This window comes from Pseudenhygromyxa sp. WMMC2535, from assembly GCF_011083025.2.
On sequence record NZ_JABJWV010000001.1, the window covers coordinates 6,358,671 to 6,383,569 of the forward strand.

Annotated in this window: 21 protein-coding genes and 1 pseudogene; 13 read left to right on the top strand and 9 right to left on the bottom strand. The window is 68.5% G+C overall.

What is annotated here, in order from left to right; all coding sequences use genetic code 11:
• Positions 1 to 27: 27 nt before the first annotated feature.
• The 4 genes from murE to G6O69_RS24645 all read right to left on the bottom strand — a co-directional run bounded on the left by murE (position 28) and on the right by G6O69_RS24645 (position 4,004).
• Positions 28 to 1,266 carry a UDP-N-acetylmuramyl-tripeptide synthetase gene (gene murE, locus G6O69_RS24630; protein WP_172305954.1) on the bottom strand — a complete coding sequence of 413 codons (1,239 nt, stop codon included), beginning with the start codon at positions 1,264 to 1,266 and terminating at the stop codon, positions 28 to 30.
• 4 nt (positions 1,267 to 1,270) lie between these two features.
• Positions 1,271 to 2,185, bottom strand: a complete 915-nt coding sequence (locus G6O69_RS24635; RefSeq protein WP_172305955.1) for a hypothetical protein — start codon at positions 2,183 to 2,185, stop codon at positions 1,271 to 1,273.
• An 82-nt stretch (positions 2,186 to 2,267) separates the two neighbouring features.
• Positions 2,268 to 3,182 carry an SDR family oxidoreductase gene (locus tag G6O69_RS24640; protein ID WP_172305956.1) on the bottom strand — a complete coding sequence of 305 codons (915 nt, stop codon included), beginning with the start codon at positions 3,180 to 3,182 and terminating at the stop codon, positions 2,268 to 2,270.
• 186 nt (positions 3,183 to 3,368) lie between these two features.
• Complete coding sequence (locus tag G6O69_RS24645) at positions 3,369 to 4,004, bottom strand: hypothetical protein (RefSeq protein ID WP_172305957.1); 636 nt, start codon at positions 4,002 to 4,004, stop codon at positions 3,369 to 3,371.
• Between the two features lie 148 nt (positions 4,005 to 4,152).
• Between G6O69_RS24645 and G6O69_RS24650 the strand changes: the two genes are divergently transcribed.
• Together G6O69_RS24650 and G6O69_RS24655 are read left to right on the top strand one after the other, a co-directional pair.
• Positions 4,153 to 5,850: a hypothetical protein gene (locus G6O69_RS24650; RefSeq protein ID WP_172305958.1), complete on the top strand. Its 1,698-nt coding sequence runs from the start codon at positions 4,153 to 4,155 to the stop codon at positions 5,848 to 5,850.
• Positions 5,847 to 9,008 carry an efflux RND transporter permease subunit gene (locus G6O69_RS24655; protein ID WP_172305959.1) on the top strand — a complete coding sequence of 1,054 codons (3,162 nt, stop codon included), beginning with the start codon at positions 5,847 to 5,849 and terminating at the stop codon, positions 9,006 to 9,008. The genes G6O69_RS24650 and G6O69_RS24655 overlap by 4 nt, the downstream gene beginning before the upstream one ends.
• Positions 9,009 to 9,278: 270 nt before the next feature.
• Here G6O69_RS24655 and G6O69_RS24660 read toward each other — a convergent pair whose 3' ends face one another.
• Together G6O69_RS24660 and G6O69_RS24665 are read right to left on the bottom strand one after the other, a co-directional pair.
• Complete coding sequence (locus tag G6O69_RS24660) at positions 9,279 to 9,473, bottom strand: hypothetical protein (protein ID WP_172305960.1); 195 nt, start codon at positions 9,471 to 9,473, stop codon at positions 9,279 to 9,281.
• The gene (locus G6O69_RS24665) at positions 9,470 to 10,453 is read right to left on the bottom strand and encodes a hypothetical protein (RefSeq protein WP_172305961.1); all 984 of its coding nucleotides are present in this window, start codon (positions 10,451 to 10,453) and stop codon (positions 9,470 to 9,472) included. Before G6O69_RS24665 ends, G6O69_RS24660 begins: the two co-directional genes overlap by 4 nt.
• A 46-nt stretch (positions 10,454 to 10,499) precedes the next feature.
• Here G6O69_RS24665 and G6O69_RS24670 point away from each other — a divergent pair, with 46 nt between their 5' ends.
• From G6O69_RS24670 to G6O69_RS24685, 4 genes are all read left to right on the top strand, one after another.
• Positions 10,500 to 10,712, top strand: a complete 213-nt coding sequence (locus tag G6O69_RS24670; RefSeq protein ID WP_176397063.1) for a hypothetical protein — start codon at positions 10,500 to 10,502, stop codon at positions 10,710 to 10,712.
• A complete protein-coding gene (locus G6O69_RS24675) occupies positions 10,679 to 10,867 on the top strand; it encodes a hypothetical protein (RefSeq protein ID WP_346017154.1) in 189 nt (62 codons plus the stop codon). The genes G6O69_RS24670 and G6O69_RS24675 overlap by 34 nt, the downstream gene beginning before the upstream one ends.
• A 542-nt stretch (positions 10,868 to 11,409) precedes the next feature.
• Positions 11,410 to 11,922 carry a hypothetical protein gene (locus G6O69_RS24680; protein WP_176397064.1) on the top strand — a complete coding sequence of 171 codons (513 nt, stop codon included), beginning with the start codon at positions 11,410 to 11,412 and terminating at the stop codon, positions 11,920 to 11,922.
• 298 nt (positions 11,923 to 12,220) lie between these two features.
• Positions 12,221 to 13,948 (top strand): hypothetical protein, encoded by a 1,728-nt coding sequence (locus G6O69_RS24685; protein WP_172305962.1) that lies wholly within the window; start codon positions 12,221 to 12,223, stop codon positions 13,946 to 13,948.
• Positions 13,949 to 14,204: 256 nt separating this feature from the next.
• Here G6O69_RS24685 and G6O69_RS24690 read toward each other — a convergent pair whose 3' ends face one another.
• Complete coding sequence (locus tag G6O69_RS24690; protein ID WP_172305963.1) at positions 14,205 to 15,077, bottom strand: SDR family oxidoreductase; 873 nt, start codon at positions 15,075 to 15,077, stop codon at positions 14,205 to 14,207.
• A gap of 164 nt (positions 15,078 to 15,241) precedes the next feature.
• Between G6O69_RS24690 and G6O69_RS24695 the strand changes: the two genes are divergently transcribed.
• The 3 genes from G6O69_RS24695 (at position 15,242) to G6O69_RS24705 (ending at position 19,034) form a co-directional block, all read left to right on the top strand.
• The gene (locus G6O69_RS24695; RefSeq protein ID WP_172305964.1) at positions 15,242 to 15,844 is read left to right on the top strand and encodes a TetR/AcrR family transcriptional regulator; all 603 of its coding nucleotides are present in this window, start codon (positions 15,242 to 15,244) and stop codon (positions 15,842 to 15,844) included.
• 88 nt (positions 15,845 to 15,932) lie between these two features.
• Positions 15,933 to 17,276 (top strand): IS701 family transposase, encoded by a 1,344-nt coding sequence (locus tag G6O69_RS24700; RefSeq protein WP_172305965.1) that lies wholly within the window; start codon positions 15,933 to 15,935, stop codon positions 17,274 to 17,276.
• Between the two features lie 159 nt (positions 17,277 to 17,435).
• On the top strand, positions 17,436 to 19,034 hold the full coding sequence (locus G6O69_RS24705; protein WP_172305966.1) for an IS1182 family transposase: 1,599 nt from the start codon (positions 17,436 to 17,438) through the stop codon (positions 19,032 to 19,034).
• 27 nt (positions 19,035 to 19,061) lie between these two features.
• On the opposite strand, the gene G6O69_RS24710 is transcribed toward G6O69_RS24705, so the two are convergent.
• Positions 19,062 to 20,318 (bottom strand): hypothetical protein, encoded by a 1,257-nt coding sequence (locus G6O69_RS24710; RefSeq protein ID WP_172305967.1) that lies wholly within the window; start codon positions 20,316 to 20,318, stop codon positions 19,062 to 19,064.
• 412 nt (positions 20,319 to 20,730) lie between these two features.
• Here G6O69_RS24710 and G6O69_RS40550 point away from each other — a divergent pair.
• Positions 20,731 to 21,039 (top strand): annotated as a pseudogene (locus tag G6O69_RS40550) (IS66 family transposase); the annotation flags it as partial.
• A 35-nt stretch (positions 21,040 to 21,074) separates the two neighbouring features.
• Positions 21,075 to 21,326 (top strand): hypothetical protein, encoded by a 252-nt coding sequence (locus G6O69_RS40555; protein ID WP_255215870.1) that lies wholly within the window; start codon positions 21,075 to 21,077, stop codon positions 21,324 to 21,326.
• 426 nt (positions 21,327 to 21,752) lie between these two features.
• Here the strand turns inward: G6O69_RS40555 and G6O69_RS24725 are convergent, their stop codons facing one another.
• Positions 21,753 to 22,052 (bottom strand): hypothetical protein, encoded by a 300-nt coding sequence (locus G6O69_RS24725; RefSeq protein WP_176397066.1) that lies wholly within the window; start codon positions 22,050 to 22,052, stop codon positions 21,753 to 21,755.
• A 329-nt stretch (positions 22,053 to 22,381) separates the two neighbouring features.
• On the opposite strand from G6O69_RS24725, the gene G6O69_RS24730 reads away from it, so the two are divergent.
• Positions 22,382 to 24,127 carry a hypothetical protein gene (locus G6O69_RS24730; RefSeq protein WP_172305969.1) on the top strand — a complete coding sequence of 582 codons (1,746 nt, stop codon included), beginning with the start codon at positions 22,382 to 22,384 and terminating at the stop codon, positions 24,125 to 24,127.
• Positions 24,128 to 24,365: 238 nt separating this feature from the next.
• Positions 24,366 to 24,818 carry a hypothetical protein gene (locus G6O69_RS24735; RefSeq protein WP_176397067.1) on the top strand — a complete coding sequence of 151 codons (453 nt, stop codon included), beginning with the start codon at positions 24,366 to 24,368 and terminating at the stop codon, positions 24,816 to 24,818.
• Positions 24,819 to 24,899: the final 81 nt, after the last annotated feature.

Here is a 24,899-nt window from a genome sequence, read left to right on the forward strand (position 1 = left end):
AGGCGGGGTGCACGGGCGGCGCTGGGCTCAGCCGCGCTCGGCCAGCGCTCGACCGGCGACCTCGCGATCGCAAAAGGGCAGCACCTCGCCCGCGATCAGCTGGGTTCGCTCGTGGCCCTTGCCGGCGATCAACACCAGATCTTCGGGCTGGCTGCGGGCGATCGCGTCGTGGATGGCTCGCTCGCGGTCGAGCTCGACGCGGCGGGGGTGCGCCGAGGGCAGGCCGCGACACAGGTCATCGACGATCGCCTTGGGGTCTTCGTTGCGCGGGTTGTCGCTGGTCAGCACGAGCTCGTCGGCGAGGGACGCCGCGCGCGCGAGCGGAGCGCGCTTGCTGGGGTCGGTGTCTCCTCCAGCGCCGACGACGAGGCACACCCGGCCCTTGCACAGCGCGCGGGCGCTTGTGAGGACGGCGCGGAGGGCCTCGGGGGTGTGGGCGTAGTCGACGATCACCCGCGGGCCGCCGGCTGGGCCGGGGACAGGCTCGAAGCGCCCCGGCGGTGGTGTGGAGGTGGCGATGGCCCCGGCGGCGCAGGCGGCGGGGACGCCCAGGGCCACGGCGGCGAGCAGGGCGGCGGCGGCGTTCTCGGCCTGGACGGCCGCGAGGCTGCGCAGGATCAGGCGCGGCGGCAGGTCGAGGCCGCGGGCCTCCAGCTCGACGCGCAGGCCCGACCAGTCGTGGCTCAGGGCGCGGACGCGTAGATCCACGGCTCGGTCCTCGGCGCGCCCGGGCCCGGCGAACCACAGCGCGCGCACGCCCTGGGGCAGGACCTCGGCGATCAGCGCGGCGTTGGGGTCGCCGGCGTTGAGCACGGCGCTGCCGCCCGGGGGGAGGGCCAAGAAGAGCTGGGCCTTGGAGGCGAGGTAGTGCTCGACGCTGCCGTGGGTGCGCAGGTGATCGTGGCCGAGGTTGGTGAACACGCCCACGCGAAACGGCCACGCCCGGGCGAAGCCGAGGCCGAGGGTGGCGGAGGTCGCCTCGATGGCCGCTCGCCGGCCGCCGGCGCGATGCAGCCGGGCCAGGAAGGTCAGGAAGGCGGCGTGGTCGGCCGGGGGCGCCTCGAGCTCCTCGCCCGCTTCGTTGCGCGGGCCGAGCAGGGCCGCGCCTACGGTGGTCACCCGGGCGGTGGGTCCCTCGGCGCGGGGATCCGCAGCCAGGGCGGCGGCCACGAAGTGCGTGGTCGAGCTCTTGCCCTTGGTCCCGGTCACGCCGACGCTGGCGATCTCGTGGGCCCAAGCCGGCGGTCGCGGGTAGGGGTTGGTCACGGGCTCAGTCGAAGTAGACCGGGGTGTCCTCGCCGTCGGTGATCACGACATAGACCACGGTGTCCGCCTTGGTCTCGGCGTCGAGAGCCGCCCAGGCGTCGGCGATCAGCGTGGCGTGCATGTCGGCGTAGGCCATGACCACGAGGATCTGCTTGATCCACGCGTCGGCCTCCACGACGTTGGCCGAGCTGATCAGGATGTCGTCGAGCTTGTCCTCGATCAGCCCCGCGGCCTGGCTCTCGGGGTAAGGGTCCTCGGGCGGGTAGCCCACGGCCCGGGTCACGCTGACGCCGACCTGGTAGGCGTCGAGGCCGATCAAAAAGTCGGTCTTCTTGCTGTCCTCGGGGAGATACTCGATCTCGGTCTCGATCTTGAGCAGCGTCGCGTCGGCGCAGCGGTCGAGGAATTCGTAGGCGAAGGCCTCGCTGACCGTGGAGCTGCCCCCGGCGTTGGGGTTGGTCAAGATGGTCTGGGCGCCCTCGCTGAGCAGCGGGAGGTCCCCCTCGTCGTAGGGATCGTCGGCGAAGTCGAGGTGGAAGGTGTAGAGCGAGGGCAGGGGAGACTCGAGCTCCGTGAGGAGCGGCTCGCAGTCTCCGAGGACCGCGGCGAATCCCTCGTCCCCCGTGTCGGTGCCGGAGTCGGTCTCCGAGCCGGTCTCGGTCTCGGTCTCGGTCTCGGTCTCGCTGTCGGAGCCGGTCTCGGTCTCGGTGCTCTCGCTGTCGGAGCCGGTCTCGGTCTCGCCGCTCTCGCTGTCGGAGCTGGACTCGGACTCGCTGTCCTCGGAGCCGCCGGTCTCGTCGCCGTAGGTGGTGCTCGAGTCTTCGTCCGAGCTGCCCTCGTCTTCGCTCTCGGCGTCTCCAGGTTGGCAGCCGAGGACGAGGACGAGGGAGAACAGGGGGAGCGGCCAGATACGGCGCATGGCTCACGATAGCCGGCCCGCAGCCCGTGGTCACCGCCGCGAGGGCTCGAGGGCGCGGGGCGATTTCGGCCGGCCGGGGATGTCACAGCTTGGCGACGATCTCCTCGCTCTTGGCCCAAAGCTGCTCGGCCACGGCCATGTCGCGGCCCTGGGGGCTGGACTCGGCCACGTTGCAGTCGGCGAAGTACTCCCCGCTGATCTCGGCGGCGCCGGGGTTGAGGGCGACGTAGCACTGGGTCGCCGCGCCCTGGGGGATGGTCTTGAGGAAGAGCCTGCGGGAGGCGCGGAACAGGCTCATGAACACCGGATTGACGTGGCGCCCGAGGTTGGTGGGGATGACCCCGGGGTGGACGGCGTTGGCGGTCTGGCCGGCGGGCAGGCGCTTGGCGAGCTGGCGCGCGAAGAGCATGTTGGCGAGCTTGGACTGGCCGTAGGCGACCCACGGCTTGTAGTCGCGGGCGCCCGAGAGGTTGTCGAACTGGATGCCCTCGGGGGGCGCCTGGGTGTGCGCGCTGCTGCTGAGCATGACCACGCGACCGCGCGGAGTCAGCAGCCCGAGCAGGCCCGTGACCAGGATGAAGTGCCCGATGTGATTGGTGAGGAACTGAAGCTCGAAGCCGTACTTTTGCTGGAGCTCGGGGAGGGCCATGACGCCGGCGTTGGCGATGATGCCGTCGAGGCTGCGGCCGGTGTCGCGCACGGCCTCGACGCAGGCGCGGACCGAGGCCGGCTCGGACAGCTCGCAGGCCACGGGGGTGCCGGCCACGCCGAGCTCGTCGAGAGCGGCCTTGGCCTTGGCGACGGTCCGCGCGGCCGCGATCACGTGGGCGCCGCGGAGGCTGAGCACGCGCGTGGTCTCGAGGCCGAGGCCGCTGTTGGCCCCGGTGACCAGGAAGGTCTTGCCGGTTGCGTCGACGCCCTCGGTGACCTGCTCCGCGGTGGAGCTGTAGCCGAATCCGCTGGGGCCTGGGCGCTTGAACAGAGCGACGAGGGACATGAGGATGGCATCATAGCCGCGCGCTGGCGAGGGGCGAGGGTCAGGGCGCTGGCGCGCGCCGATGACAGCGAAGCGGGCTCAGGCGGGTCCACGCGGGCTCTCAGGGGTGTCGTACGGCCCTGAGCGCACCCGGTGTCTGGGTTCGCCTGAGGGGGCCTGGAGTCGCGTCGAGTCGCGGGCGAGCGGTCAGTAAAAGCCGAGGTCCGAGATGCACATGGGGACCTCACAAAATTCTTGGATGCAGCTCGCCAGGCTCTGGGACTTGCTCGGCTGCACGGCCGAGAGCCCCTGCTGACAGCTGAAGGTGTCGAGGCTGCCGCCGCAGCTCGAGCTGATGGTCTCGCACTGGTGGCGGGTCTTCGCGTCGACGCAGGTGGCCTGCAGGCCGGCGTTGGTGCATTGCTGCCAGATCTCCCAGTTGCAGATCCGCTCGCTCCCGCCGGCGTCGAGCATGCAGCCAACCGCGGCCTCGGCGGGGCGGGGCCGGAGGATGCTCGAGAAGGACTGGCACAGGCGATAGGTCGAGTCGAAGCTCTCGCAGTGGGCCGATGGGGCGGAGAGCGAGCGGCAGTCGAGGTTCGCGCCGCTGTTGTTGTCGCAGACCTCCCCGTCCTGACGATACGCCGCGGCCCCGGGCTCGCTCTCGACCCAGACCCGAGGCGAGCCCGCGCTGGGATCCTGCACCTCGCCGCCGGCCGGCTCGGCGCCGCCGGCCGGCTCGGCGCCGCCCGTGTCCGGGCTCGACGCGGGTTCTCGCTGATTGCACGCCGCCGCTGCCAGGGAGGCCGCGAGGACCAAAAAGCGAGATCGGTCGACCTGCATGGACGAAGCGCACGTTATCGCCCTTGGCGCGGCTGGCCAAGGAGAGTCGCGCGAACACCGAAGCGCGGCGATTTGGCGCCTTTACTGCGAGTTTACACGTAGTTCGTGCCTTCACCGCGCGCACCAGGGACACTTCAGACTTCTTACGATGCCACGATCCGACTCTCCGCTCATCCGCACGATCACCTTCGTAGGACTCACTGGCATCGGCCTCGGCCTCTACCTGTGGCTCAGCAAAGCCGAGGAGCGACCGCGCGCCCAGGGTCAGGGCGACCGCGGCCAGTCGGTCCGGATCATCGAGGTCCAGGAGACCGAGGCCGTGCCCCGCGTGACCGGCTACGGCGAGGTCGAGGCCGCGCGCAGCTGGGAGGGCATGGCCGAGGTCGGCGGGACGATCATCGAGATGGACTCGGATCTCCAGGTCGGCCGGCTGATCCGCGAGGGCACGGTGCTCTTCGAGATCGACCCCGAGGAGCTCGAGCTCGAGAAGAAGCGCACCGTGGCCAGCGCCAAGGGCGTCAAGGCGCAGATCTACGAGCTCGAGGTGCGCGAGAAGAGCACCAAGGCCAGCCTCGAGGTCGAGCAGAAGGTCCTCGCCCTCGTCAACAAGGAGCTCGAGCGCACCCAGACGCTCTACCGCCAGGGCAACGCCGCGCTCAGCGAGGTCGAGACCGCCGAGTCGGCGGTGCTCAGCGCGGAGAAGTCGGTGATCTCGCTGAAGAACACCCTCGCCGAGCTGCCGGCCGAGCGGCGGATCCTCGCGGCGCAGCTCGAGGAGGTCAACGCGGGGGTGACCGGGGCCGAGCTCGACCTCTCGCGCACGAAGATCGTCGCGCCCTTCACCATGCGGATCAGCGAGCTCAACGTGACCACCGGGCAGACCGTGTCGGCCTCGCAGGTGCTCGTGGTTGGCGAGGGACTCGACGTCCTCGAGGTCACGGCGCGGCTGCCCATCGGCGGCATCGATCCGCTCTTGCCCGATCCCCCCGAGCCGCCTACGCGGACGAGCGAGAGCGGGCAGGGGAGCGGGGCCGAGACACCGCCGGCCGAGGGCGAGGGCCCGCCGCCCGAGGGCGAGGAGGGGGCCCAGCCGCCCCCCGAGGACGCGCCCGGGGGGACACAGGACGCGCCCGCTGGGACACGAGACGCGCCCGCGGGGACACGAGACGCGCCCGCCGGGGCCGAGGGTGCCTCTGGCGACCAGGCCGCGAGCACTACTACGCGGCGGCGCGGCGGCTGGATCAGCCGCATCGCCGAGTACGTCCACCCCACCGTTCGCCTGCGCATGACGGGGGTCGACGCGTCCTGGCCGGCCCGCTTCGGTCGCTTCGCCGGGGTCGATCCGCTCACGCGGACCTCGGGGGTGGTCGTCGAGATCGATCGTAGCCAGCGCCGCGCTGGCTCCCGCGACGTCCGCCTGAGCTCGGGCATGCACGTGTCGGTGGAGTTCGTCGGCGAGCCCAAGCCCGGCTGCCTCGCGCTGCCTATCGAGGCCGTCCACGAGGGGCAGGTCTACGTCGTCGACGCCGACAGCCGCCTCGAGGTCCGCGAGATCGAGATCGACTGGAGTCAGGAGTCCTTCGTCTGCGTGGCCACGGGCATCGCCGCCGGGGATCAGGTGATCATCAGCGAGATCGTCCCGGCGGTGGACGGGATGCGCGTGGATCCGACCGTCGACGAATTCGAGACCGCGCGCCTCGCCGAGCTCGTCGCGGCGCCCGAGGCAGAGGCAGAGGCGGACGCCGACGCCGAGGCTGCCACCGAGGCTGCTGGCGGCGCCGCCGAGGCCGACGCGGCGAAGACCGAGGCCGCTGCTGCTGGCGGCGCCGAGGGAGACGCCCAGTGATCGCCTACTTCGCTCGGCACCCCACGGCGGCCAACTTGTTGATGGCCGCGCTGCTGCTGATCGGCCTGCTCGCCCTGCCCAAGCTCCAGCGCGAGACCTACCCGGAGTTCGAGGCCGACGTGATCCAGGTCCGCGCCTCCTACTCGGGGGCCGACGCCGAGACCATGGACGAGACCGTGGTCGCGCGCATCGAGGACGTGCTCGGCGGTCTCGAGGGCGTCGAGGCGATCACCGCCGAGGCGCGCGAGGGCTCGGCCACGGTCTCCGTCGAGATCGCCGACGGCGAGGAGGTCGAGTCGATGCTGACGGAGATCCAGTCGGCCGTCGACACGATCTCCGACTTCCCCAGCGATATGGACGAGCCCACGGTCACGGAGCGCACGCGGACGCGGAGCGTGGTCACCGTCGCCGTCACCGGGCCGATGTCCGGCCAGGACCTCGAGCTCTACCTCGAGCGCCTCAAGCGGCGGCTGCTCGCCTACGACGAGATCACCCAGGTCAGCATCGCGGGCTTCTCGGACCACCGCCTGCAGATCTCCGTCGACGAGGCCGCCCTCGCCCGTTACAGCCTCGACATCTCCAGCGTCGCCTCGGCGATCTCGGCCCAGAGCCTCGACACCCCCCTGGGCGAGCTCGAGATGCGCGGGCGGACCATGCTGGTCCGCTACGACGACAAGCGGGTCACCCCCACCCAGCTGCGCAGCATCGTCGTGACCACCGGCGAGAACGGGGCCGAGGTCTTGCTCGGGGACATCGCGGCCGTCGAGGACGCGTTCTCCGTCGAGGAGGAGCAGACCTACCTCAACGGCGAGCGCGCGGGCATGCTCGTGGTCAGCAAGGCTAGCACCGAGGACAGCCTCGAGGTGTTCGCGGCCGTCGAGAAGTTCATCGCCGAGCAGGAGGCGGTCAAGCCCGACGGGGTGATCTTCACGATCACCAGCGACACGACCTCGGTGATCGAGGAGCGCCTGGCGCTGTTGCTGGAAAATGGCGTCCAGGGCCTGCTGCTGGTGTTCTTGACCCTGTGGCTGTTCTTCGACCTGCGCCTGGCCTTCTGGGTCGCGGCCGGGGTCCCGGTGTCCTTCCTCAGCGCGCTGTGGGTGATGTCCGAGACCGGGCAGACCCTCAACATGATGACGATGATGGGCTTGCTCATCGCCATCGGCCTGCTGATGGACGACGCGATCGTGCTGTCCGAGAACGTAGCGACCCGGCTGCGTGCAGGTCGGACGCCGATGCAGGCGGCCGTCGAGGGCGTCAGCGAGGTCGCCGGCGGCGTGCTCTCGTCCTTCGCCACGACGATCTGCGTGTTCGTGCCGCTCTCGGCCATCGACGGCCCGATCGGTCGGACCCTCCAGGTCATCCCCATGGTCCTGATCGCGGTCCTGGCCATGAGCCTGGTCGAGGCCTTCTTGATCCTGCCCAACCACCTCGGCCACTCGCTGCGCAAGCGCGAGCACGAGGGCAAGCTGCGCCAGCGCTTCGACGCCGGCTTCGAGGCCCTGCGCGAGCGCGGCCTCGGGCGGGTCGTGGACTTTGGCGTCCGCCACCGCTACGCCGCCGTGAGCCTGGCGATCGCGCTCTTCCTGGTCTCGCTCGGGGCCGTGCAGGGCGGGAAGCTGCGCTACCGCGCCTTCCCGGACACCGAGGGCGACGTCGTCGAGGTCCGGCTCGAGATGCCTGCGGGGACCTCCCTCGACGCGACCAAGCGCGAGGCCGAGCGGATCGTCGCTGCGGCCCGCGAGGTCTCGGACAGCCTCGAGGGCGAGCAGCCTGGCGGCCAGGACCTGGTCCGCAACGCCACGGTCCGCTTCAACTACAACTCCGACGTCGACAGCTCTGGCCCGCACCTGGCGACGATCAGCCTCGACCTGCTCAGCGTCGAGGAGCGGACCACGACCTTGACCGACTTCACCGCGGCCTGGCGCGAGACCCTGGGCCCGGTGCCCAACGCCGTCGCCGCCAACTTCGGCGCTGGCGGTCGACGCGGCCCGGCGGGCAACGCCGTCGAGCTGCGCATCCAAGGCGGCGAGCTCGAGCGCCTCGACGAGGTCGCCGAGGAGGTCAAGGAGTACTTCGGTCAGTTTGGGGCGGTCACCGACCTGGCCGACGACCTCGAGCTCGGTACCGCCCAGGTCCGCGTGCGCTTGCGCGCTGGCGTGGGCACGCCGGGCCTGACCGGCTCGGACGTGGCCAGCCAGATCAAGGCCGCCCTGTCCGGGGTCTCCGTCGAGACCCTCTACGAGGACAGCCAGGAGTACGAGGTCTTCGTCGAGCTCGACCGCTTCCAGCGCGACACCATCGCCGACCTCGAGACCCTGTCGATCACCTTGAGCGACGGCAGCCGCGTGCCTCTGGGCTCGCTGGCCTACGTGGATCAGGCGCGCAGCTACGGCAAGGTCAGCCGCCGCGAGGGCATGCGGACCGTGACCGTGACCGGCGGCCTCGACCGCGACCAGCTCGAGCTCGACGTGCTCATGGACCAGTTCTCCGACGAGTACCTGCCCAAGCTCCAGGCCGACTACCCGGACCTCGAGTTCACGATCGGCGGCGAGCTCGAGTCCTCGGCCGAGACCATGGGATCGATGATCCGCGGGGCCGTGCTCGGGCTCGCGGCGATCTTCGTGGTCCTCAGCCTCCAGCTGCGCACCTACCTCGAGCCCGTGCTCGTGATGCTGGCGATCCCCTTCGCCTTCGTGGGCGTGGTCGCGGGCAACCTGCTGATCGGTTCGACGCTCAGCTCCCAGGCGATCCTCGGCTTCGTCTCGCTCGCCGGGATCGTCGTCAACGACTCGATCTTGCTGATGATCTTCATCAAGAAGGCGCGCAGCGAGGGGCTCACGCCGATCGCCGCGGCCTGCAGCGCCAGCCGGGACCGCTTCCGCGCCGTGCTCTTGACCTCGGCGACGACCATCGCCGGCCTCGTGCCGCTGATGTTCGAGTCCAGCCGTCAGGCGCAGATGCTGATCCCCGTGGCCTCGAGCATCGTGTTTGGGCTCGCGGCCAGCACCGTGCTCGTCTTGGTCCTGCTCCCGGCGGCCTACGTGCTGCTCACGGACCTCGGGCTGCTCCCGGATCGCCCCGATGAATCGGGGGAGTCGGGGGATTCAAAGCGAGGTGCGCAGGCGACCGAGGCAGGCCCGGGCGCGGTCGCCTGAGCCCGCGGGCGTCGATTCAAGCGGCCCAAACGAGAGGGCAGCGCGCGGGCACTCGAGCCCGCCCGCTGCCCTCTCGCTTTGAAGCTTGCTCGCCGACATCGAGCCTCGGGCTGGGCTCGTCCGGGTAAGGCCGAGGGCTCTCCCACCTGCCGAGCACGGAGCGCAGATGGGGTCTGTGGCCTCGTTCGCAAGCGCGGGGTCATCGACATCGAGACGCCCCAGTTCCCCATCTGCGAGCTCTGAACGTGCCGGCTCCCCCCGGACGCCCCCTCAGGGCGTCCCGGAGCGATCGAAGCCAGGATCGACGCCGATGCGGGCGGGAGGCCCCTCGTTTGTAAGATCGACGAGCGTGATGTGCCCGCTCTCGCGATCTCGACGCGCGAGGATGAACCACTCTCGCGGCTCGCGGGCGAGGATCTCGTCCATGGACTCGGCATCGGTCGCGTCGTGACGGACGACCCTCATGAGGAGCTCGGCGTCTCCGTCGCCCTCGAGATCGATGTGACCCAGGATCTGGGTGTCCTGTTCGAACTCGGCCGCGTCCACGAGCATGGGCTCCATGACACGCCGCACCTCCCCCCCCCCTGCTGCAGCGCGTAGACCACCTGGAGCTCGTGCCCCGCCGCCGACAACCCCGAGAATTGTCTGCGGACGTCGGCCACGGCCACGATCCCCCCGGAGGGCACCGGCCAGGAGACGTGGACGCCGACGTTCATGGCGAAGAACTCGTCCAGGCTGGCCGCGTCGCTGTTCGCCAGATCCTCGTCGAGGTCGAAGCGCCCGCCCAGGCGCTGCTCCTCGCGGACGCGCGCGCGCTCGAAGTCTGCGCGCAACACCGCCGCGATCGCCTCGGGTCTGCTCACGGCCTCGACGGGCTGAGCTGGCTGGAGCGGCCCGGCCCCGGACGCCTCGGCCACGAGCACGAGCGCAAAAGAGGACGCCCCGCTCCCGACGCCCTCCGCGTCACGCGGGAGCTCGAGATCCTCAGGCAGCTCGAGTTCGACGACCATCGTCCCCCGCTCGCAGCGGGCACTCAGCGCGCGTACGTCGACGCCCCGAGTGACGCCGAGGTGAGCCAGCCTCACCACGCCGCCCGGAGAGAACTCCTTGGGCAAGCGCCGGCCGAGATCCACAGGGACCTGCCCGCGCAGACACGAGAGCCAGCGCTCGGTCGCCTCCGACCCCAAGGCCTGCGCAGAGTCGCGCTCCCGTCGGAGCTGGATCGGCAAATCTGCGGCGGACTTCGCCGCGAGCGGGAGCTCGATCGACGCCTCACGCCCGTCGACGTGGGCGATCCAGATGTTGGTGAGCGCCGCGGGCACCACCACCTGCTCCGGGCTCGCCGACGCCTTCTGCCCGTGTCCGCCGGCCCCAGCCTGATCGCGCGAGCACGAGAGCAGGATCGAGACGACAACGCAGACCTTCGACGGCTTGAGTCGGCGCACCACCCCATCCTACTCGACCGGCGAGGCGTGTAGGAACTCCAAACGCATGAATTCAGCTCGAGTTGCCCGGGGAGCACCGGCCGCCGGCGTGGGCACGCCGGGCCTGACCGGCTCGGACGTGGCCAGCCAGATCAAGGCCGCCCTGTCCGGGGTCTCCGTCGAGACCCTCTACGAGGCCAGGAGTACGAGGTCTTCGTCGAGCTCGACCGCTTCCAGCGCGACACCATCGCCGACCTCGAGACCCTGTCGATCACCTTGAGCGACGGCAGCCGCGTGCCCCTTGGCTCGCTGGCCTACGTGGATCAGGCGCGCAGCTACGGCAAGGTCAGCCGCCGCGAGGGCATGCGGACCGTGACCGTGACCGGCGGCCTACGTGCTGCTCACGGACCTCGGGCTGCTCCCGGATCGCCCTGATGAATCGGGGGAGTCGGGGGATTCAAAGCGACGCGCGCAGGCGAGCGAGGCAGGCCCGGGCACGGTTGCCTGAGCCCGCGGGCGTCGCTTTGAAGCTTGCTCGCCTGCGGGTGGCATCGAGCCTCGGGCTGGGCTCGAAGTCACCGAGTCGTGACACGCGTGCTGCCGACGAAGTCGCCAGGTGTCAGGCGCATCGGCGTGCCATCGTCGAGATTCACCACATGGTGTTGCAGCCTGCATCTTTGGATCCGACGAGCAAATTGGTTGCCAGTCAGCGCGAAAAACTCGTGTAGAGCGGGGCGTTGGCGAGTGGGCGCGCTCACTCGATTTTTCTCGAATACATCACTTTCGCCCTCGTACAAGCAGCCATGAAAAACCAAGTGCGTTTTTTGATCTTCCTGGCTTCGCTGTCTGTGGGCGCTGCATGTGTCGAGGCTGATTCGAGTGATTCCTCGACGAGCGCAGGGCAAGACGAAAATGGTAGCGAGGGTGATACCGACTCCGGTGAGCTCGAATGCGCATTTGACACCGTCATGCCCGGCATGACCTGTGGGAGTAACGAGGGGATGGTCTGTCCCGGGACGACCTACTGTGACGCCTGCGCTGAGGAGGTCATGGTGAGCTGCACGTGCGTCGACTCGGGCAGCGGCTTCGGCGGGCAGTTCGAGTGTGAGCCCTGTGAGGACGCCTGCGAGAGCAGCGACGGAGGTGAGAGCAGCGACGGCGGTGAGAGCAGCGGCGGCGGTGAGAGCAGCGGCGGCGGTGAGAGCAGCGGCGGAGAAAATACGGACACCGAGGAGGACGAGGGCCTCGAAGAGGAGGCGCTCGCGGCCTGCTCCGCGCTATGTGAGACCTTCGAGATTTGCGCTGGCGAGTATCCAGAATGTATCGATGACTGCCTCGAGCCTTTTCTCAATATCACGGATGAGGACTGCTTCGAAAAAGAGGCGGCGTGGAATCAGTGCCTGGGCAGCCTCACTTGTGATGAGTTTCTCGAGCTGATTTATGGGATACCGACTCCTTGCGTGGACGAGGCGGAGGCGCGTTGCAACTAGCTGCGCGATGTCGTCGCGCAGCAGCAGGGCCGAGGGCTGGCGCTCTCGGCCCTGCTGCGTCGCATGGCGGGCACCCTTTGTTCTCGTGGTCTGTGCGCGCGTGGGTTGATGTGCGCGATTTCGGATTCGATGTTCGAGGCTTGGGAACCGAGCTCGTGTCACTGAAAGAAGACTGTTTGGTGCGCGCACTGCGACTCGGGGGGGCTTGGTGCCAGATGTTTGATTGGCATCAATGCGCATATTGTTTTTGTTCGAATCCCATTCGACCAAGGTTTTTTATCGATCTATCCTCGTATAAATGAATCAGAATCTAAGTGGCCATGTGCCGGTGTTGATGGCGTTGTGGTTGGCGGTCTCGGGGTGCCCAATGGGGGACGATGACGCGGAGAGCGCGGGCGACGAGAGCGAGTCGGAGACGGCCGAGGGATCCAGCTCTGGGACCGAGACAGGCGCGGAGACCGAGACAGGCGCGGAGACCGACACTGGCGTGGAGACCGAGACGGGTACGGAGACCGGGACTGGCGAGGAGACCGAGACAGGTGCGGAGACCGAGACAGGTGCCGAGACCGACACCGGTACGGAGACCGAAACCGGGGGCGAGACCGACACTGGGGGCGAGGAATTTGGGGAAGTGATGTGGACGCCTCCGCTCGAAGTCGACACGCCGTGCTCCTCTCTGGGTGCCGACCCGGATGCGGTGATCGGCGCGCTCTCGCGTTCCAACACCGACGCGGACAACGATCTCGTGTTCGTGCGCGCAGACGGCAGCAACTTCGTCGCGCGCAGTGGCACCGAGTCGAGCCGCTACTTCGCTGCGGGATATGGGGACTCGGTGCTGGTCGTCGAGCAGATCACGGCCGGGTGTCCAAACCAGCAGACGGCTGCGATGCTCGATCGAGCGACGGGCGAGCCGCTCTGGGAGGGGCTCGAACTGCCGCACGGCGTATATCAGCACGGCAGTCTCACGATGCAGCCCGACGGGCGCGTGGTGATCTCTGCTCGAGATACCTTCTGTGACGACCCGGAGGACTACTTCATCGTCATCGAGGACGGTGAGATCCTCGACTCTGGCTACGGTCGTCCGGTGCACGTGCGCGTGCACGACAACGACTTGCTGACGCTCTACAGGCCCTACTACGAGCAGGAATGGATCACGGACGACATGCGCTATCGCTGGCGCGACGTCGAGACCGGGGTCGAGGCCGCGCCGACCCATACAATGGCCGAGGACTGGGGCAGTACGCAGTACTTCCTCGAGAGCGGGGAGCTCGCGTACTTCGCCGATGTCGATGGCGAGCATGCCTTGGTGATCGAGGAGCCCGGTGAGGTGGAGGTGATCAGCGACCAGATCGACGATCTCGTCGACTCGGGCTGGGAGATGGCCTTTGCGTGGAATGTAGAGGACACCACCGTCACGCCCTACGAATGGGAGGGGAATTGGGTGCTCATTGTGGCCCATGATCCCGACTATGAGCTCAAGTGGCTGGCGGTCGGCCCCGAGCGCGAGGTCATCGACGTCACGCCCACGCCGCCGCCTGGGATGGATGCGGTGGCGTGCTACACCATCGGGCTCGATCAGGCTGGACGCAGGCTGATCCCGTGGTTGGAGTCTGGCGTGGCCAGGGTCTGGCTCGAGACCGAGGAGGAGCAATGGACCGCGCGCACCATGCCATTCCAGGACGTCGGGCGGATCGCCACGCGCATGTTCGGGACGCAGACCACCTACGTGCATGCAGGGGAGCAGCCTGCCAACTACTGCCTGAGCGATTGGGCAGAGGAGGCGCCGGAAGACGCGTTCGTGGGGGCCGGTGACCAATACATTCGCGGCGATCAGGTCGCGCACATCACGAGCGACAGGGCGCACGTCATCGATCCCGAGCACCGCTGCGTCGCGCATGCCCAGGATCCATCGGGTAGCACCTCACTTTGGGGGAGGGAGTGGGTCCTGCTCGACATCGAGATGGCCGAGGCCTTCTCGCTGCCCGCCGACTGGGGGCCGGGTCGCTTCTACTGGTTCGGCGGCTGAGGCCCGAGCCCGCCCGGGTTCGCAACAGCCGCCTCGGTCATGAGCACGTCTTTGGCCGCGGCGGCTGGCCCCAGCTTGGTCCAGTCTGGAGCTCCTAGGAGCCCGTGGTGAACCCCAACACGACACCTGGCTTGGTCTTTTCGCCGAGGGCTTTGTCGCCAAAACTTGCAGTACGTCCGGTACAGCGGCGTTTTGACTTCGCGCCCTCGACGAAAATCCCGGCGCCAGGAGCCGCGCTGGGTTCCACCACGGGCTCCTAGATCATCGCCTGGCCACCGGCGACGTTGATCGTGTTGCCGACCATGTAGCTGGCTGCGTCGGAGACCACGTAGGCCACCATGTTCGCGACCTCCTCGGGGATCGAGACGCGACCGACGTGGACGTTCTCGATGGCCGTGAGGATCGAGTCGCGGCCGGACTTGGTCTTCTCGTTCGGGTTGAGCACGATGTCCTTGAGCGAGGGGTTGATCATGATCCCCGGGGCGACCCCCATCACGCGGATGCCTCGGCTGGAGTACTCGTAGGCGAGGTTGCGGGTCAGCCCGATCACGCCGGACTTACAGGCGTTGTAGACGGCCAGGCCGGGGTGGGCGAGGCGGCCGCCGACGGAGGCGATGTTGACGATGCGACCGCTGCCCTGGGCGAGCATGTAGTCGAGCACGGCGTGGCAGCCGTACATGACCATGGTCAGGCTCCCGAGCACGGTGAGGTCGATCTCGGCCTTGGTGTGCTTCTCGAACGCGCCGCCGACGACCATGACCGGGTTGTTGATCAGGATGTCGATGCCGCCGAGGGCGTCGTGGCTCTCCTTCATGACCCGGTGGACGGCGTCCCAGTCGGAGAGGTCGGCCTGGAGGGGGATGGCTTTGGTCCCCCAGCGCTTGCTGACCAGCTCGGCGTTTTGCTTGGCGCCCTCGAGGTTGATGTCGATCATCGCCACGTCGGCGCCGCAGCCCGCGAGGCGGTTGGCGCAGGCCTGGCCGAGACCCTGCCCGCCGGCGCCGGTGACCACCGCCTTCTTGCCGCGCAGATCGAGGAGATCCGCGACGCGCTTCTCAATGATGTCCGTGGGCAGGCGGTCGAAGCCCAGCTTGTCGATCAGCGCTTGGTCGTTGTCGTTCGTTGTCATCTCGTTGCTCCCATCTGGCGCAGGAATTGGCGCTGCGCTCGCTCTGAAACCTTCCTAGCGGGGCGTCCTTCAAAAGGCAACGGATTGTTGCCTTTTTTTGAATGCGCTTCGCGTGAGTCACGCTGCGTTGCCAGGTTCACAGCTGTGCCGGTAGCTTGGCCTGCGTGTCGGAGGGCTCGCGGAAGACCAAGGGCGTCCACAAGGGCCCCCGCAGCCAGCGAGTGATCGAGAGCGTGTTCGAGGCGACCTTGGCGGAGCTCGCGGAGCTCGGCTTCGCCAAGCTCACCATCGAGGGCGTGGCCAAGGCAGCTGGTGTCAGCCGCACGACGATCTATCGACGCTGGCCCAGCAAGAGCGAGCTGGTCGCCGCGGCCATGGAGCCGCTGCTCGCTCCCTATGCGCGCGAGATCGACTCGGGGAGCCTGGTCGAGGACCTACTCGCGCTGATGGAGATCCTCAGCGAGAACCTGGGCCGACCCAAGGCGCGGGAGCTGATCCGGGTGCTCAATGATCCGAGCTTGCGCGAGGTGGCTCGAAGCTCGGCGGATCGGGCCTTTGCGGCCTTCTTGCGGGTCTTCGAGCATGCGCAGGCGCGCGGCGAGATCGGGCCGGAGGAAGACGTGGAGATGATCTGCCACCTGACCGTCTACGGGCTGACCTACTGGGCGGAGCACCACGGGCGCTTTCCGGGAGAGGCGGAGCGCCTCCGCCTGCTGCGGGTCGTGCTCGCGCCGCTCCCGGGCATAGAGCTGCCCCAGCTGGCCTAGGAGCCGCGCTGGGTTTCACCACGGGCTCCTAGGACTACTTGGTCAGATGGGGATCGACAACGATCCCCAGCTGTGATCTGCTGCGGGGGTGACTCCAGAACAAATCTCCCGGGTGGGGGCCGAACTCGAGGAGTTTCTCGGCTACATCACTCATCAGATGGGTCGCAGCGAGCGGCGCGAGGCCCTCGCCAATTACATGCGTGGGCTTCTCCTCGATGGCGAGCGCAAGAGCATGGTGCCCATCGCTCAGCGCCTCGCAGCCGCGCCCGGTGACAGCGAAGCCATCCGCCAGCAACTCCAGCAGGCGATCACGATCGCTAACTGGGACGAGTGGGAGCTGTTTCGCCGACTCGCCCTTCGCGTCGAGGACAAGCTCCCGGGCCTCGACGCCTTCGTCATCGACGACACCGGCTTCCCCAAGAAGGGCAAGCACTCCGTCGGGGTACAGCGTCAGTACTCGGGGACGATGGGCCGCGTCGACAATTGCCAGGTCGCAGCAAGCCTCCACCTCGCCAGCGAGGCGGGCGGCGCTTGCATCGGCATGCGCTTGTTTCTTCCCGAGGTCTGGGCCAACGACCCAAGGCGCCGGACCAAGGCAGGCGTCCCCGAGGAGCTCTCCCATCAAACGAAGCTCGAGCTCGGCCTCGGCATGCTCGACCGCGCCCTCGAGTGGGGGCTCGCGCCTCGACCGGTGATCGCCGACGCGGCCTACGGCGACTCGACGGAATTCCGCAAGGGACTCGAAGAACGCGGGCTCCACTACGTACTGCGCATCTCCGGCAACGCGGTCGTATGGCCGCCAGGGACGTGCCCGAGCCCTCCTCCGTCCAAAGCTCCCGGCAGCAAGGGGCGGCCACGAACAAAGTGGGTCTCCCCCGAAGGAGTCGAGCCCGTCTCGGTCGAAGAGCTGGCGAAGAGCTTGCCTGCTAGGCGCTTCCGTCACGTCGAATGGCGCCACGGGACGCGCGGGCCTCAGCGGCGGCGCTTCGCGGTGCTACGCATCCGAACCGCGCACCGGCATCGGTCAGGGCACCCACCGGGTGAAGTGCAGTGGCTGCTGTGTGAGTGGTCCTACAAGAAGAAGGAGCCAACCGCGTTTTATTTGTCGAACTTGCCCGCGAAGACCACGGTCAAGAGGCTGGTCTACCTGGCCAAGCTTCGCTGGCGGATCGAACGGGACTACCAGGAGATGAAAGGGGAGCTCGGCCTCGACCACTTCGAGGGACGAACATGGCGAGGCTTCCACCACCACGTCGCCCTGGTCGCCGCGGCTCACGCCTTTCTCACGCTCCACCGCGTGATTTTTTCCCCGGAGGACCCGGAGGCGGAAAGCACAGCGAGCCGAGCCCGGGCTGACCATCCAGGCATTCCGAGCGTTACTACAAGTGGTCCTGCTTCACTTGCTGGGTCACTGTCCCATGTGCGGACGTGACATCGACCCACGGGGGCCACCGATCAGGCCCTCGCGGATGTGATCAAGTCGTACTAGAGCGGCGATCAGTTTGAATTGTTAATAGATTCCGATCGCTTAGCGGCGCGGTTCGACAACGTCTGGCGGTCGTGATCCCGTAGGCCTCGCACGAGGCCACGCATGACGCTCCCCCGCTGGAACCCTCCCGTCACTCTGTCTCCCCGCGAAGCCCGCATCCGCAAGCGCGTCGGCAAGAAGCGCAAGCTGTTTGGCTTCCTGTGTGACCACCGGCTCGAGCTGTTCGACGACGACTTCCAAGCCGAACTCGAGCAGATGTACCGCGACACCGGAGCCGGGAAGAACCCGATGCCGCCCGCACTGCTCGCCATGGCCCTACTGCTTCAGGGCTACTCCAACGCGTCGGACTCGGAGGCCGTCGAACTCGCCGCCTGTGATGCTCGATGGCAGCTGGTCCTCGGCTGCCTTGGTTGCGATGACCCGCCGTTTTCCCAGGGCTCGCTGTTCAACTTCCGCGAGCGGCTCATCGCTCACGACATGGACCGCAAGCTGCTCGAGCGCACTCGGGAGCTCGCCAAGCGAACTGGCGCCTTCGACTTCAAGAAGCTGCCCAAGAAGCTCGACGTCGCCGTGGACTCGAGCCCGCTTCGAGGTGCGGGTCGGGTCGAGGACACCTTCAACCTCCTCGCTCACGCGGCGTGGAAGGTCGTGCTGTGCGTCGCCGAGCTACGCGCTCGACCGGCGGAGCTGCTCGTCGACGAGCTCGGCATCCCGCTGCTCGCGGAGCCGAGCATCAAGAAGGCGCTCGATATCGACTGGTCCAACCCTGCGGCCAAGAGCGCGGCGTTGAACCGTTTGCTCGGTCAGATTGAGACGCTCGAACAGTGGGTCGAGACGAACCTGTCGAGCGAGAGCAGCAAGCCTCCGTTGCAAGACCAGCTCGCGCTACTCGAGCAGCTACGTGGACAGGATCTCGAGCCCGACCCCGACCGTGGAGGCCAGCGCATCAAGCGGGGCGTGGCGAAAGACCGGCGTGTGTCCGTCGAGGACCCCGACATGCGTCACGGTCGCAAGACCAAGACGAAGTCCTTCAACGGATACAAGCGCCACGTCGTCGTCAGTCTTCACACCAAGCTCATCCTCGCTGTGACGGTGGCTCCGGCGAACCAGCCGGAGAAAGACAGCCTCCCCACGCTCGTCGACCGAGTCGAACATCTGGGCCTCGAACTCGCGAGCCTGCACTTCGACCGGGGCTACATCGAGAGCTCGGACGTCCCCGAACTCGTGGCCAGCGGCGTCGAGGTCATCTGCAAGCCATGGCGGCAGTCCAACGGCGACAAATTCGCCAAGACCGACTTCAGCCTCGACTTCGTCAGCCAGACGGTGACCTGCCCAGGGGGACAGACCCAACCCATGCTCCTCGGCGAGAGCGCCCGCTTCGAGGCTGATGTCTGCAACGCCTGCGAGCTCAAGCCCAAGTGCACGACCTCGGACCGGGGCCGAGGCCTCCGAATCGCCGCCAACGAGCCGTTGCAAGCGAAACTACGGGTCCTCCAACGAGCACCGCGCGGACGCGCGCGACTGCGACAGCGCGTCGTCGTCGAGCATACGCTCGCTCATGTCGGCCAGCGCCAAGGCAACCGAGCTCGCTACCTCGGCATGCGCAAGAATGAGTACGACTCCACGCGAGCGGCAGTGCTCGTCAATCTGCAGGTCATCCAGCATGAGCTGGAGTGCCCGAAGCTGGCAAATGCGGCGTAGCTCACCGAATTCAAACTGGTCGCCGCTCTAGCGGCCAGCCTCGCCGGTCCGGCACACGAGCTCGCGCTCGTCGCTGCCGACACCGACGAAGCGGCTGTGGGCGAAGCACTCGAGCTCGCCCGAAGCCCGGAGTCCGCAGACCTCCGAGGCGCCGCAGTCGATGTCCACGAAGGTCCCCGGGATCGCATCTTCGTGCTGGCCCCAGCAGGTCACTGCGCCGCCTTCGTGGAGTACACACGAGGTCCCGCCACCGACGGCGAGATCCACGATCGGCGGCTGGGTCCCGAGGTCCTCGGGCACCTGCAAGTGGCTCGAGTAGATTGTGTTGCCGTCGCCGTGGCCCATCGCCCCCCAGCACACGACCTCGTCGTCGACGGACAAGGCGCAGCTGTGCTCGCCCCCGGCGGCGATGCGCTTGGCAACCAGGCCGAAAGGCGCCTGCGTCCACACCTGGGAGGCCCACTGCCCCCGCTTGCACACGCCTTCGGGCACGCCCTCGAGCTGCGAGCAGGGCAGCGACGCACCCTCGCCCTCGCCGCGGCCAAAGCACTGCACGTCGCCGTCGGTCGCCAGCGCGCAGGCGTGGTCCCAGCCCGCAACCACATCGATGAAGGGCGCGCTCGCCGACGGCTCGGGGGGACGCGGAAAGGGGTTGTCCGCCCGACCATGACAGCGCAGCGTTCCGCCCAGCTCGAGGCCACACACGAACCCGTCGCCCATCGCTATGCGCGTGAACCGAGTCCTGTCCCCGTCGAGCTCCGGAGCCTCCTCGCCCCAGCAACGCAGCTGGCCCCCCGCGTCGAGCACACAGGTCCCGTAGAGCCCCGCAGCGACGGCCTCGATCGCCTCGTCGAAGCCATCGAGCTCGACGCGCTTGGCGCTGCCGCGACAGCCGAGCCGACCCTCGGGCGTGACACAGCAGCGGTGGATGTAGCCCGCCGACAGCGAGTCGCGCCGGACGGGCGCCGCGACGACCGGCGCGGCTTGGATCGGCGGCTCCTCACCGGTCTCGGTCTCGGTCGCTGCGCCGCCGGTCTCGGTCCCGGTCGCGGCGCCGCCCGTCTCGGTCCCGGTCGCGGTGCCGCCCGTCTCGGTCCCGGCCTCCCCTTCTGCGCCGGGCTCGGGCCCGCTGGTTGCCGCTCGTGGCGCGACCCCAGGCTCACTGCTCGACAGCGGCGGGGGTGAGGGCTCGGCGGCGACGGCCTGCGAGGGCGTCGCCTCCTCCCCTCCCTTTCCCTTGCAGGCGCAGAGCAGGGCCACGAGCACGATCCAAGATCGCTGCATGGCCCATCATACCTAGGAGCCCGTGGTGGAACCCAGCGCGGCTCCTGGCGCCGGGTTTTTCGTCGAGGGCGCGAAGCCAAAACGCCGCTGTACCGGGCGTACTGCAAGTTTTGGCGACAAAGCCCTCGGCGAAAAGACCAAGCCAGGTGTCGTGTTGGGTTTCACCACGGGCTCCTAGCAGGCTGTCTTTGCGGCTCTCCGCTATCGGCGACTTCGTCGCCAACACCTCCCGCTTTGCGTCGGCGGTGTCCGTGTTGATCCCGGGCGTGTCGATTTTTCGATCCCTCGCACGGGTGCGCGCTTGGCGTCCCCCCGCTCGGTTGGCGACACGAGCGAGCTCCCCCATGAAGTTGGATCACCAAGGTAGACTTGCAGGTGTTCCGAGCGCCCGACCTTCGTCGACGACGAGCCGCGCCGTCATCAGCTGCTCGAGCTCGAGCCGAGCAGGCCCCACGTCACCGAGTTTCGTCGGCACGAAGTGGCGTGCAGCCGCTGCGGCGGCCGGACTCGCGTGTCGTGCCGCGAAGCGAAGATCCCCGCGTCGTCGTTCGGGCCGCGCCTGGTCGCCGTCGTGGTGATGCTGACCGGCGTCTACCACCTCGGCCGGCGCAAGGTGCAGCGCTTGCTCGGCGAGCTGTTCCACATTCAGATCTCGCTCGGAGCGTTGAGCGCGATGGAGGCCCGCGCGAGCGCGGCGCTGAAGCCCGCGTTCGACGAAGCCAAGGCCGAGGCCGAACGGGCTGCTAGTGTGCGCGGGTGTATGTCGCGCGATCGTTGCGAGTTGGCGGCCGAGCGGTCGAGGACTTGCTCGCGCAGCGCCTCAAGATTGGCGCGGAGGTCGAGGTCGACCTGGCGGCCGAAGGACACCTCGAGCACGTGGCGAGCTGGTTGCCCGAGGCTGAATCGAAGGTCGACCTCGGCCTCGAGATCGAGTCGGTTTGGGTCCAGAGCCTCTCGGTGAGCGAGGGAGCGCCGCTCGGTCGTCCGCAGCAGGAGCGCGAGCGCTGAGGGTTCGTGGCGCGCTCGCTCTACCCCGCCGCCATCGCCCGCGAGCGCTCCAGGCGAGAGAGTGTGGTGCACGGCAAACCGCTGGTTTCGTGCCCAGGGAGTGTTGGAGGTTGGTTGTCGCCTTCAGCGGGTGTAACGGGGAAGTGCACCGTCGTCATGCACCGAGAGAGAGGGATCTCCTCGACAGAGTCGCGACGAGAAGGTGCACCGTCGTCGTGCACCGAGACGGAGACGATCTCCTCGACAGGGGCGCGAAGAGGGCGGTGAGGGTGGGTCCGCCGCGAGTTCCGCAGCCGCCCAGGAGGTGCCGCGATGAGCAGGCCAGCCGCCAGCGGCGAGGACTGTCTGAGCGCCGGACCCACCCTCACCGACCCGCGCCTTACCTCGTCGAGAAGAGCGACCTTCTCCAAAGATCACCCGCTCGCTCTACCCCGCCGCCACCATCGTCCGCAACCTCTCCAACCCCCGCTCCGGCCCAAAGCTCAGCCGCACGAACCCAGCCAGCCGCGACGCGATGTGATCCCGCCGGTTCCCCGGATCGATGTCAAAGAACACCCCCGGCACGGAGATCACCTGCCGCTCGAGCGCCGCCTTGAAGAAGTTCATCCCATCGTTGAGCGGCTCGGGCAGGTTGCGCAGATCCGCGAAGCAATAAAAAGCCCCCTCCGGCCCCCCATCCTCGGTCCCCGCCACGCCGATCCCCATGGCCGCGAGCTCGCGGAGCATCAGGTCGCGCTTGGCGGAGAAGGAGGGCGTGTAGGAACTCCAAACGCATGAATTACGGGCGCGTACTTAGCTCATGTCAGATGCATGGGTCGCGGCGTCGGGAACGCTTCCCGGGGCCTCGGCGTGGACGAGAGCTCGCCCACTGTGTGAGGCCCCAACAACCCACGTCCGGACCGACCCGAGGTAGGGCTCGAGCGGCGGTGTCTCTGCATGACATGACCGCTGGTCTGCCAGGAGCTCGAGCTCACAGGCTCGGGCCAAGTCGTGTACGGACTCGAGCGCGCGTGGGATCGAGGGGACTCGAAGCGCACTGCTGATATTGTCCGTCCATGTCCAAGAAGGCCCGGGTTGTCGGTGGCGTGCTCACGCTCGTCGCCGGGGTCGCGGCCCTGGTCGCGGTCCCGCCATGGTTGCAGCGGCGCGAGCGGGCCCAGGCGTTGACCGAAGCCCTCGAGGCCAGCGAGGCGCTGCTGCGCGAGCTCGATGCCTGCGTGATCGAGGGTGGGCCCTCCGACACGGATCTGGGTCAGTTCATCACCGATCGGCTGCTGCTCGATCGGGAGTACCAGCACCGCTACGTCGCGTGCGTGCGCGCCTATGACGAGGCCAACCGCGCGCTCGTCGAGGTCCTCGGCGAGCGCGAGGACGAGCCCGAGGTCCTCGTCGAGCTCCGCGAGCGGGCGGCGTGGATGCGTGAGCACGGCGACAGCGAGCTCTTCAACCCCGACCTGGCCGAGATCTGTCAGGAGCGCGAGACCACGCTCGCGCGTCTGACCGCGCTCGAGGCCGCGCTCGGCCGCGACGGTCCCTCCCTACGGCCCCTGAGCTGCCCGACCGAGCATCCGGTGCAGGAGCGCCCACTCACGAGGATCAGGGCGAAGGTCGAGGGTCCGAGCGAGTCGTGGAGCACTGCGCGCACGCCCGAGGGGCGCGTGGTCATGTGGCGGCCGGCCTCGGACCAGACGCCGGCGGAGATCGTGAGCATCGCGCCTGGCGGTGAGCAGACCAGCGTCGACCTCGATCGACCTCACGACGCCGAGCTGCTGCGCTGGGGACCGCGTGGACCGATCGCGGTCGTGGACGCCGAGCCCGTTCAGCTCGCGGTCTGGAACCCCGACGTGCCGCCCGGTGGCGCCTTCGAGCTGCGGCCGCTGCCGCCCGACGTCGGCCAGCCCGACGAGCTGTGGCCGACGCCGACACGCTGGTACCTCGCGTCCCGCGGCTTTGACCGCAGCGACCCGACCAAGCTCATGCTGCTCGTCAGCGACGACGAGGGCCGGAGCTTCCGCCGGCTGGCGCCGAGTTTGCCCGAGCTCCCGGTCCCGCTTCGCTTCGAGCTGTGGGGTCACGCCGACGACAGCGGACTGTTGATGCTGACGATCCGCAAGACCCTAGGGCCCGAGGAGTCCGACGAGACCCTGCGCGAGCACCCGCCGACCGTGCAGATCGGTGTCGTGCGCGTCGACGCCGATCTGGACCGTCAGCCGGCGCTCGAGGTTGGCGCGCTCGAGCTCGAGCACGACGGGCTCCACGGCGCTGGCGTCAACAAGCTCAGCATCACGCGGCCGTGCGTCGTCGAAGGTGGGGCGATGGCGGTCGTCGCCGGGACCTTCGTCGTCCGCGTCGATGGCGTCGAGCTCGAGCTCGTACACCAATTCGAGCCCGATCAGCGCCCGCGCTTGCACACCCTCACCGTCGCGTGCCACGGACGCGAGCTCGTGATGATCAGCCGCCGCGCGGTCGAAGGCGAGCCGCCGACCTTGGCCAACGGAACCGAGTCCCAGGGCGGGCCGTTGGTTCGTCATGTCTGCAACGCCGAGGGCTGCGACGCCGGCGAGCTCGTCAGCGATTGGGCGAGCGGAGCGGAGCTGCGCCCGACCGAGGCGGGCGTGCGCGGCGTGGTCGATATCGGGATCGGTCCTGCAGCTGGGGTCTACGTCATCGATGAACCTCCCGGCGGCCCGATCGAGAGGCGGGAGCTCATCGGCAATCCGTACTCGTTCGGCGTGATCGAGTGGGACGGGCTCCGGTTCTCGCTCAACCAGAGGGTCCGCGTCGAATGGGGATGGTTTTGAGGGTTGACGCCATGACCCAGGTAGGGCCCGATATACTCGCGGGCGAGCGCTGCCATGCCGACATTGGGCACGACCTCGGCGCGGGCGCTCGCGTGGGCCGCGAGCACGCAGTGATACCGCACCGTGTGAAAGCGCTGCGGCGGGATCAGGGCCGCGAGCCGGCACGAGGTTCCTCTTTGGTTCTGTTTCTGGCCTTTCTCGCGTTCGCGTGCGCGGTTCGGCATCGAGTCGGGTGGCCATGAGCCCGACGGCGGTGCTGCTCGGTGCGGGTTCCACTCTGGGACGAGCGGTGGGCGAGGTGTTGGCGCGCGAGGGGTGGGTCACGGTTCATGCGCCTCCCGACAGGTCGGTGGAGGGGCTGATCCTGATTTCCCCCGTCGTCGTGCTGGTCCAGCGGGGGAGGCGATGCGCTGGGGCGGGCACGCGCTTGGCTCGCGTGTCGTGGTGCCTGGTGCCTCCGGTGCGCGACGGCATGGCGGACCTCGATCCCACACGTCCTCCGAAACTGCTCTGCCTCGCGGTCACGCGACTCCGGGCTCCTTTGTCCGAGGACCTTCCCGACATCTGGGACGTGGCGTCGCTTCCCAGCGCCGCGACCGTCGGGCCCCGGTTTCGCGGAACCGTCTGGCCCCAGCCCGAGGGTCCGGATGCCTGCGCGGCAACGCTCGTGGACACTTTCCTCTGGCCGTGACATGGGGGGCGTCCCTTCCGGTACTTGGTTCTTCGTTGGAGATCCCATGCTCTGGTGCCTGCTCCTGGTCGCCACCACCCG

Coding starts and splice junctions, on each gene's coding strand:
- G6O69_RS24635 (WP_172305955.1), bottom strand. CDS start 2,185: ATGCGCCGTATCTGGCCGCTCCCCCTGTTCTCCCTCGTCCTCGTCCTC.
- G6O69_RS24640 (WP_172305956.1), bottom strand. CDS start 3,182: ATGTCCCTCGTCGCTCTGTTCAAGCGCCCAGGCCCCAGCGGATTCGGC.
- G6O69_RS24645 (WP_172305957.1), bottom strand. CDS start 4,004: ATGCAGGTCGACCGATCTCGCTTTTTGGTCCTCGCGGCCTCCCTGGCA.
- G6O69_RS24650 (WP_172305958.1), top strand. CDS start 4,153: ATGCCACGATCCGACTCTCCGCTCATCCGCACGATCACCTTCGTAGGA.
- G6O69_RS24660 (WP_172305960.1), bottom strand. CDS start 9,473: ATGAGGGTCGTCCGTCACGACGCGACCGATGCCGAGTCCATGGACGAG.
- G6O69_RS24670 (WP_176397063.1), top strand. CDS start 10,500: ATGAATTCAGCTCGAGTTGCCCGGGGAGCACCGGCCGCCGGCGTGGGC.
- G6O69_RS24680 (WP_176397064.1), top strand. CDS start 11,410: ATGACCTGTGGGAGTAACGAGGGGATGGTCTGTCCCGGGACGACCTAC.
- G6O69_RS24685 (WP_172305962.1), top strand. CDS start 12,221: ATGAATCAGAATCTAAGTGGCCATGTGCCGGTGTTGATGGCGTTGTGG.
- G6O69_RS24690 (WP_172305963.1), bottom strand. CDS start 15,077: ATGACAACGAACGACAACGACCAAGCGCTGATCGACAAGCTGGGCTTC.
- G6O69_RS24705 (WP_172305966.1), top strand. CDS start 17,436: ATGACGCTCCCCCGCTGGAACCCTCCCGTCACTCTGTCTCCCCGCGAA.
- G6O69_RS24710 (WP_172305967.1), bottom strand. CDS start 20,318: ATGCAGCGATCTTGGATCGTGCTCGTGGCCCTGCTCTGCGCCTGCAAG.
- G6O69_RS24725 (WP_176397066.1), bottom strand. CDS start 22,052: ATGCTCCGCGAGCTCGCGGCCATGGGGATCGGCGTGGCGGGGACCGAG.
- G6O69_RS24730 (WP_172305969.1), top strand. CDS start 22,382: ATGTCCAAGAAGGCCCGGGTTGTCGGTGGCGTGCTCACGCTCGTCGCC.
- G6O69_RS24735 (WP_176397067.1), top strand. CDS start 24,366: ATGAGCCCGACGGCGGTGCTGCTCGGTGCGGGTTCCACTCTGGGACGA.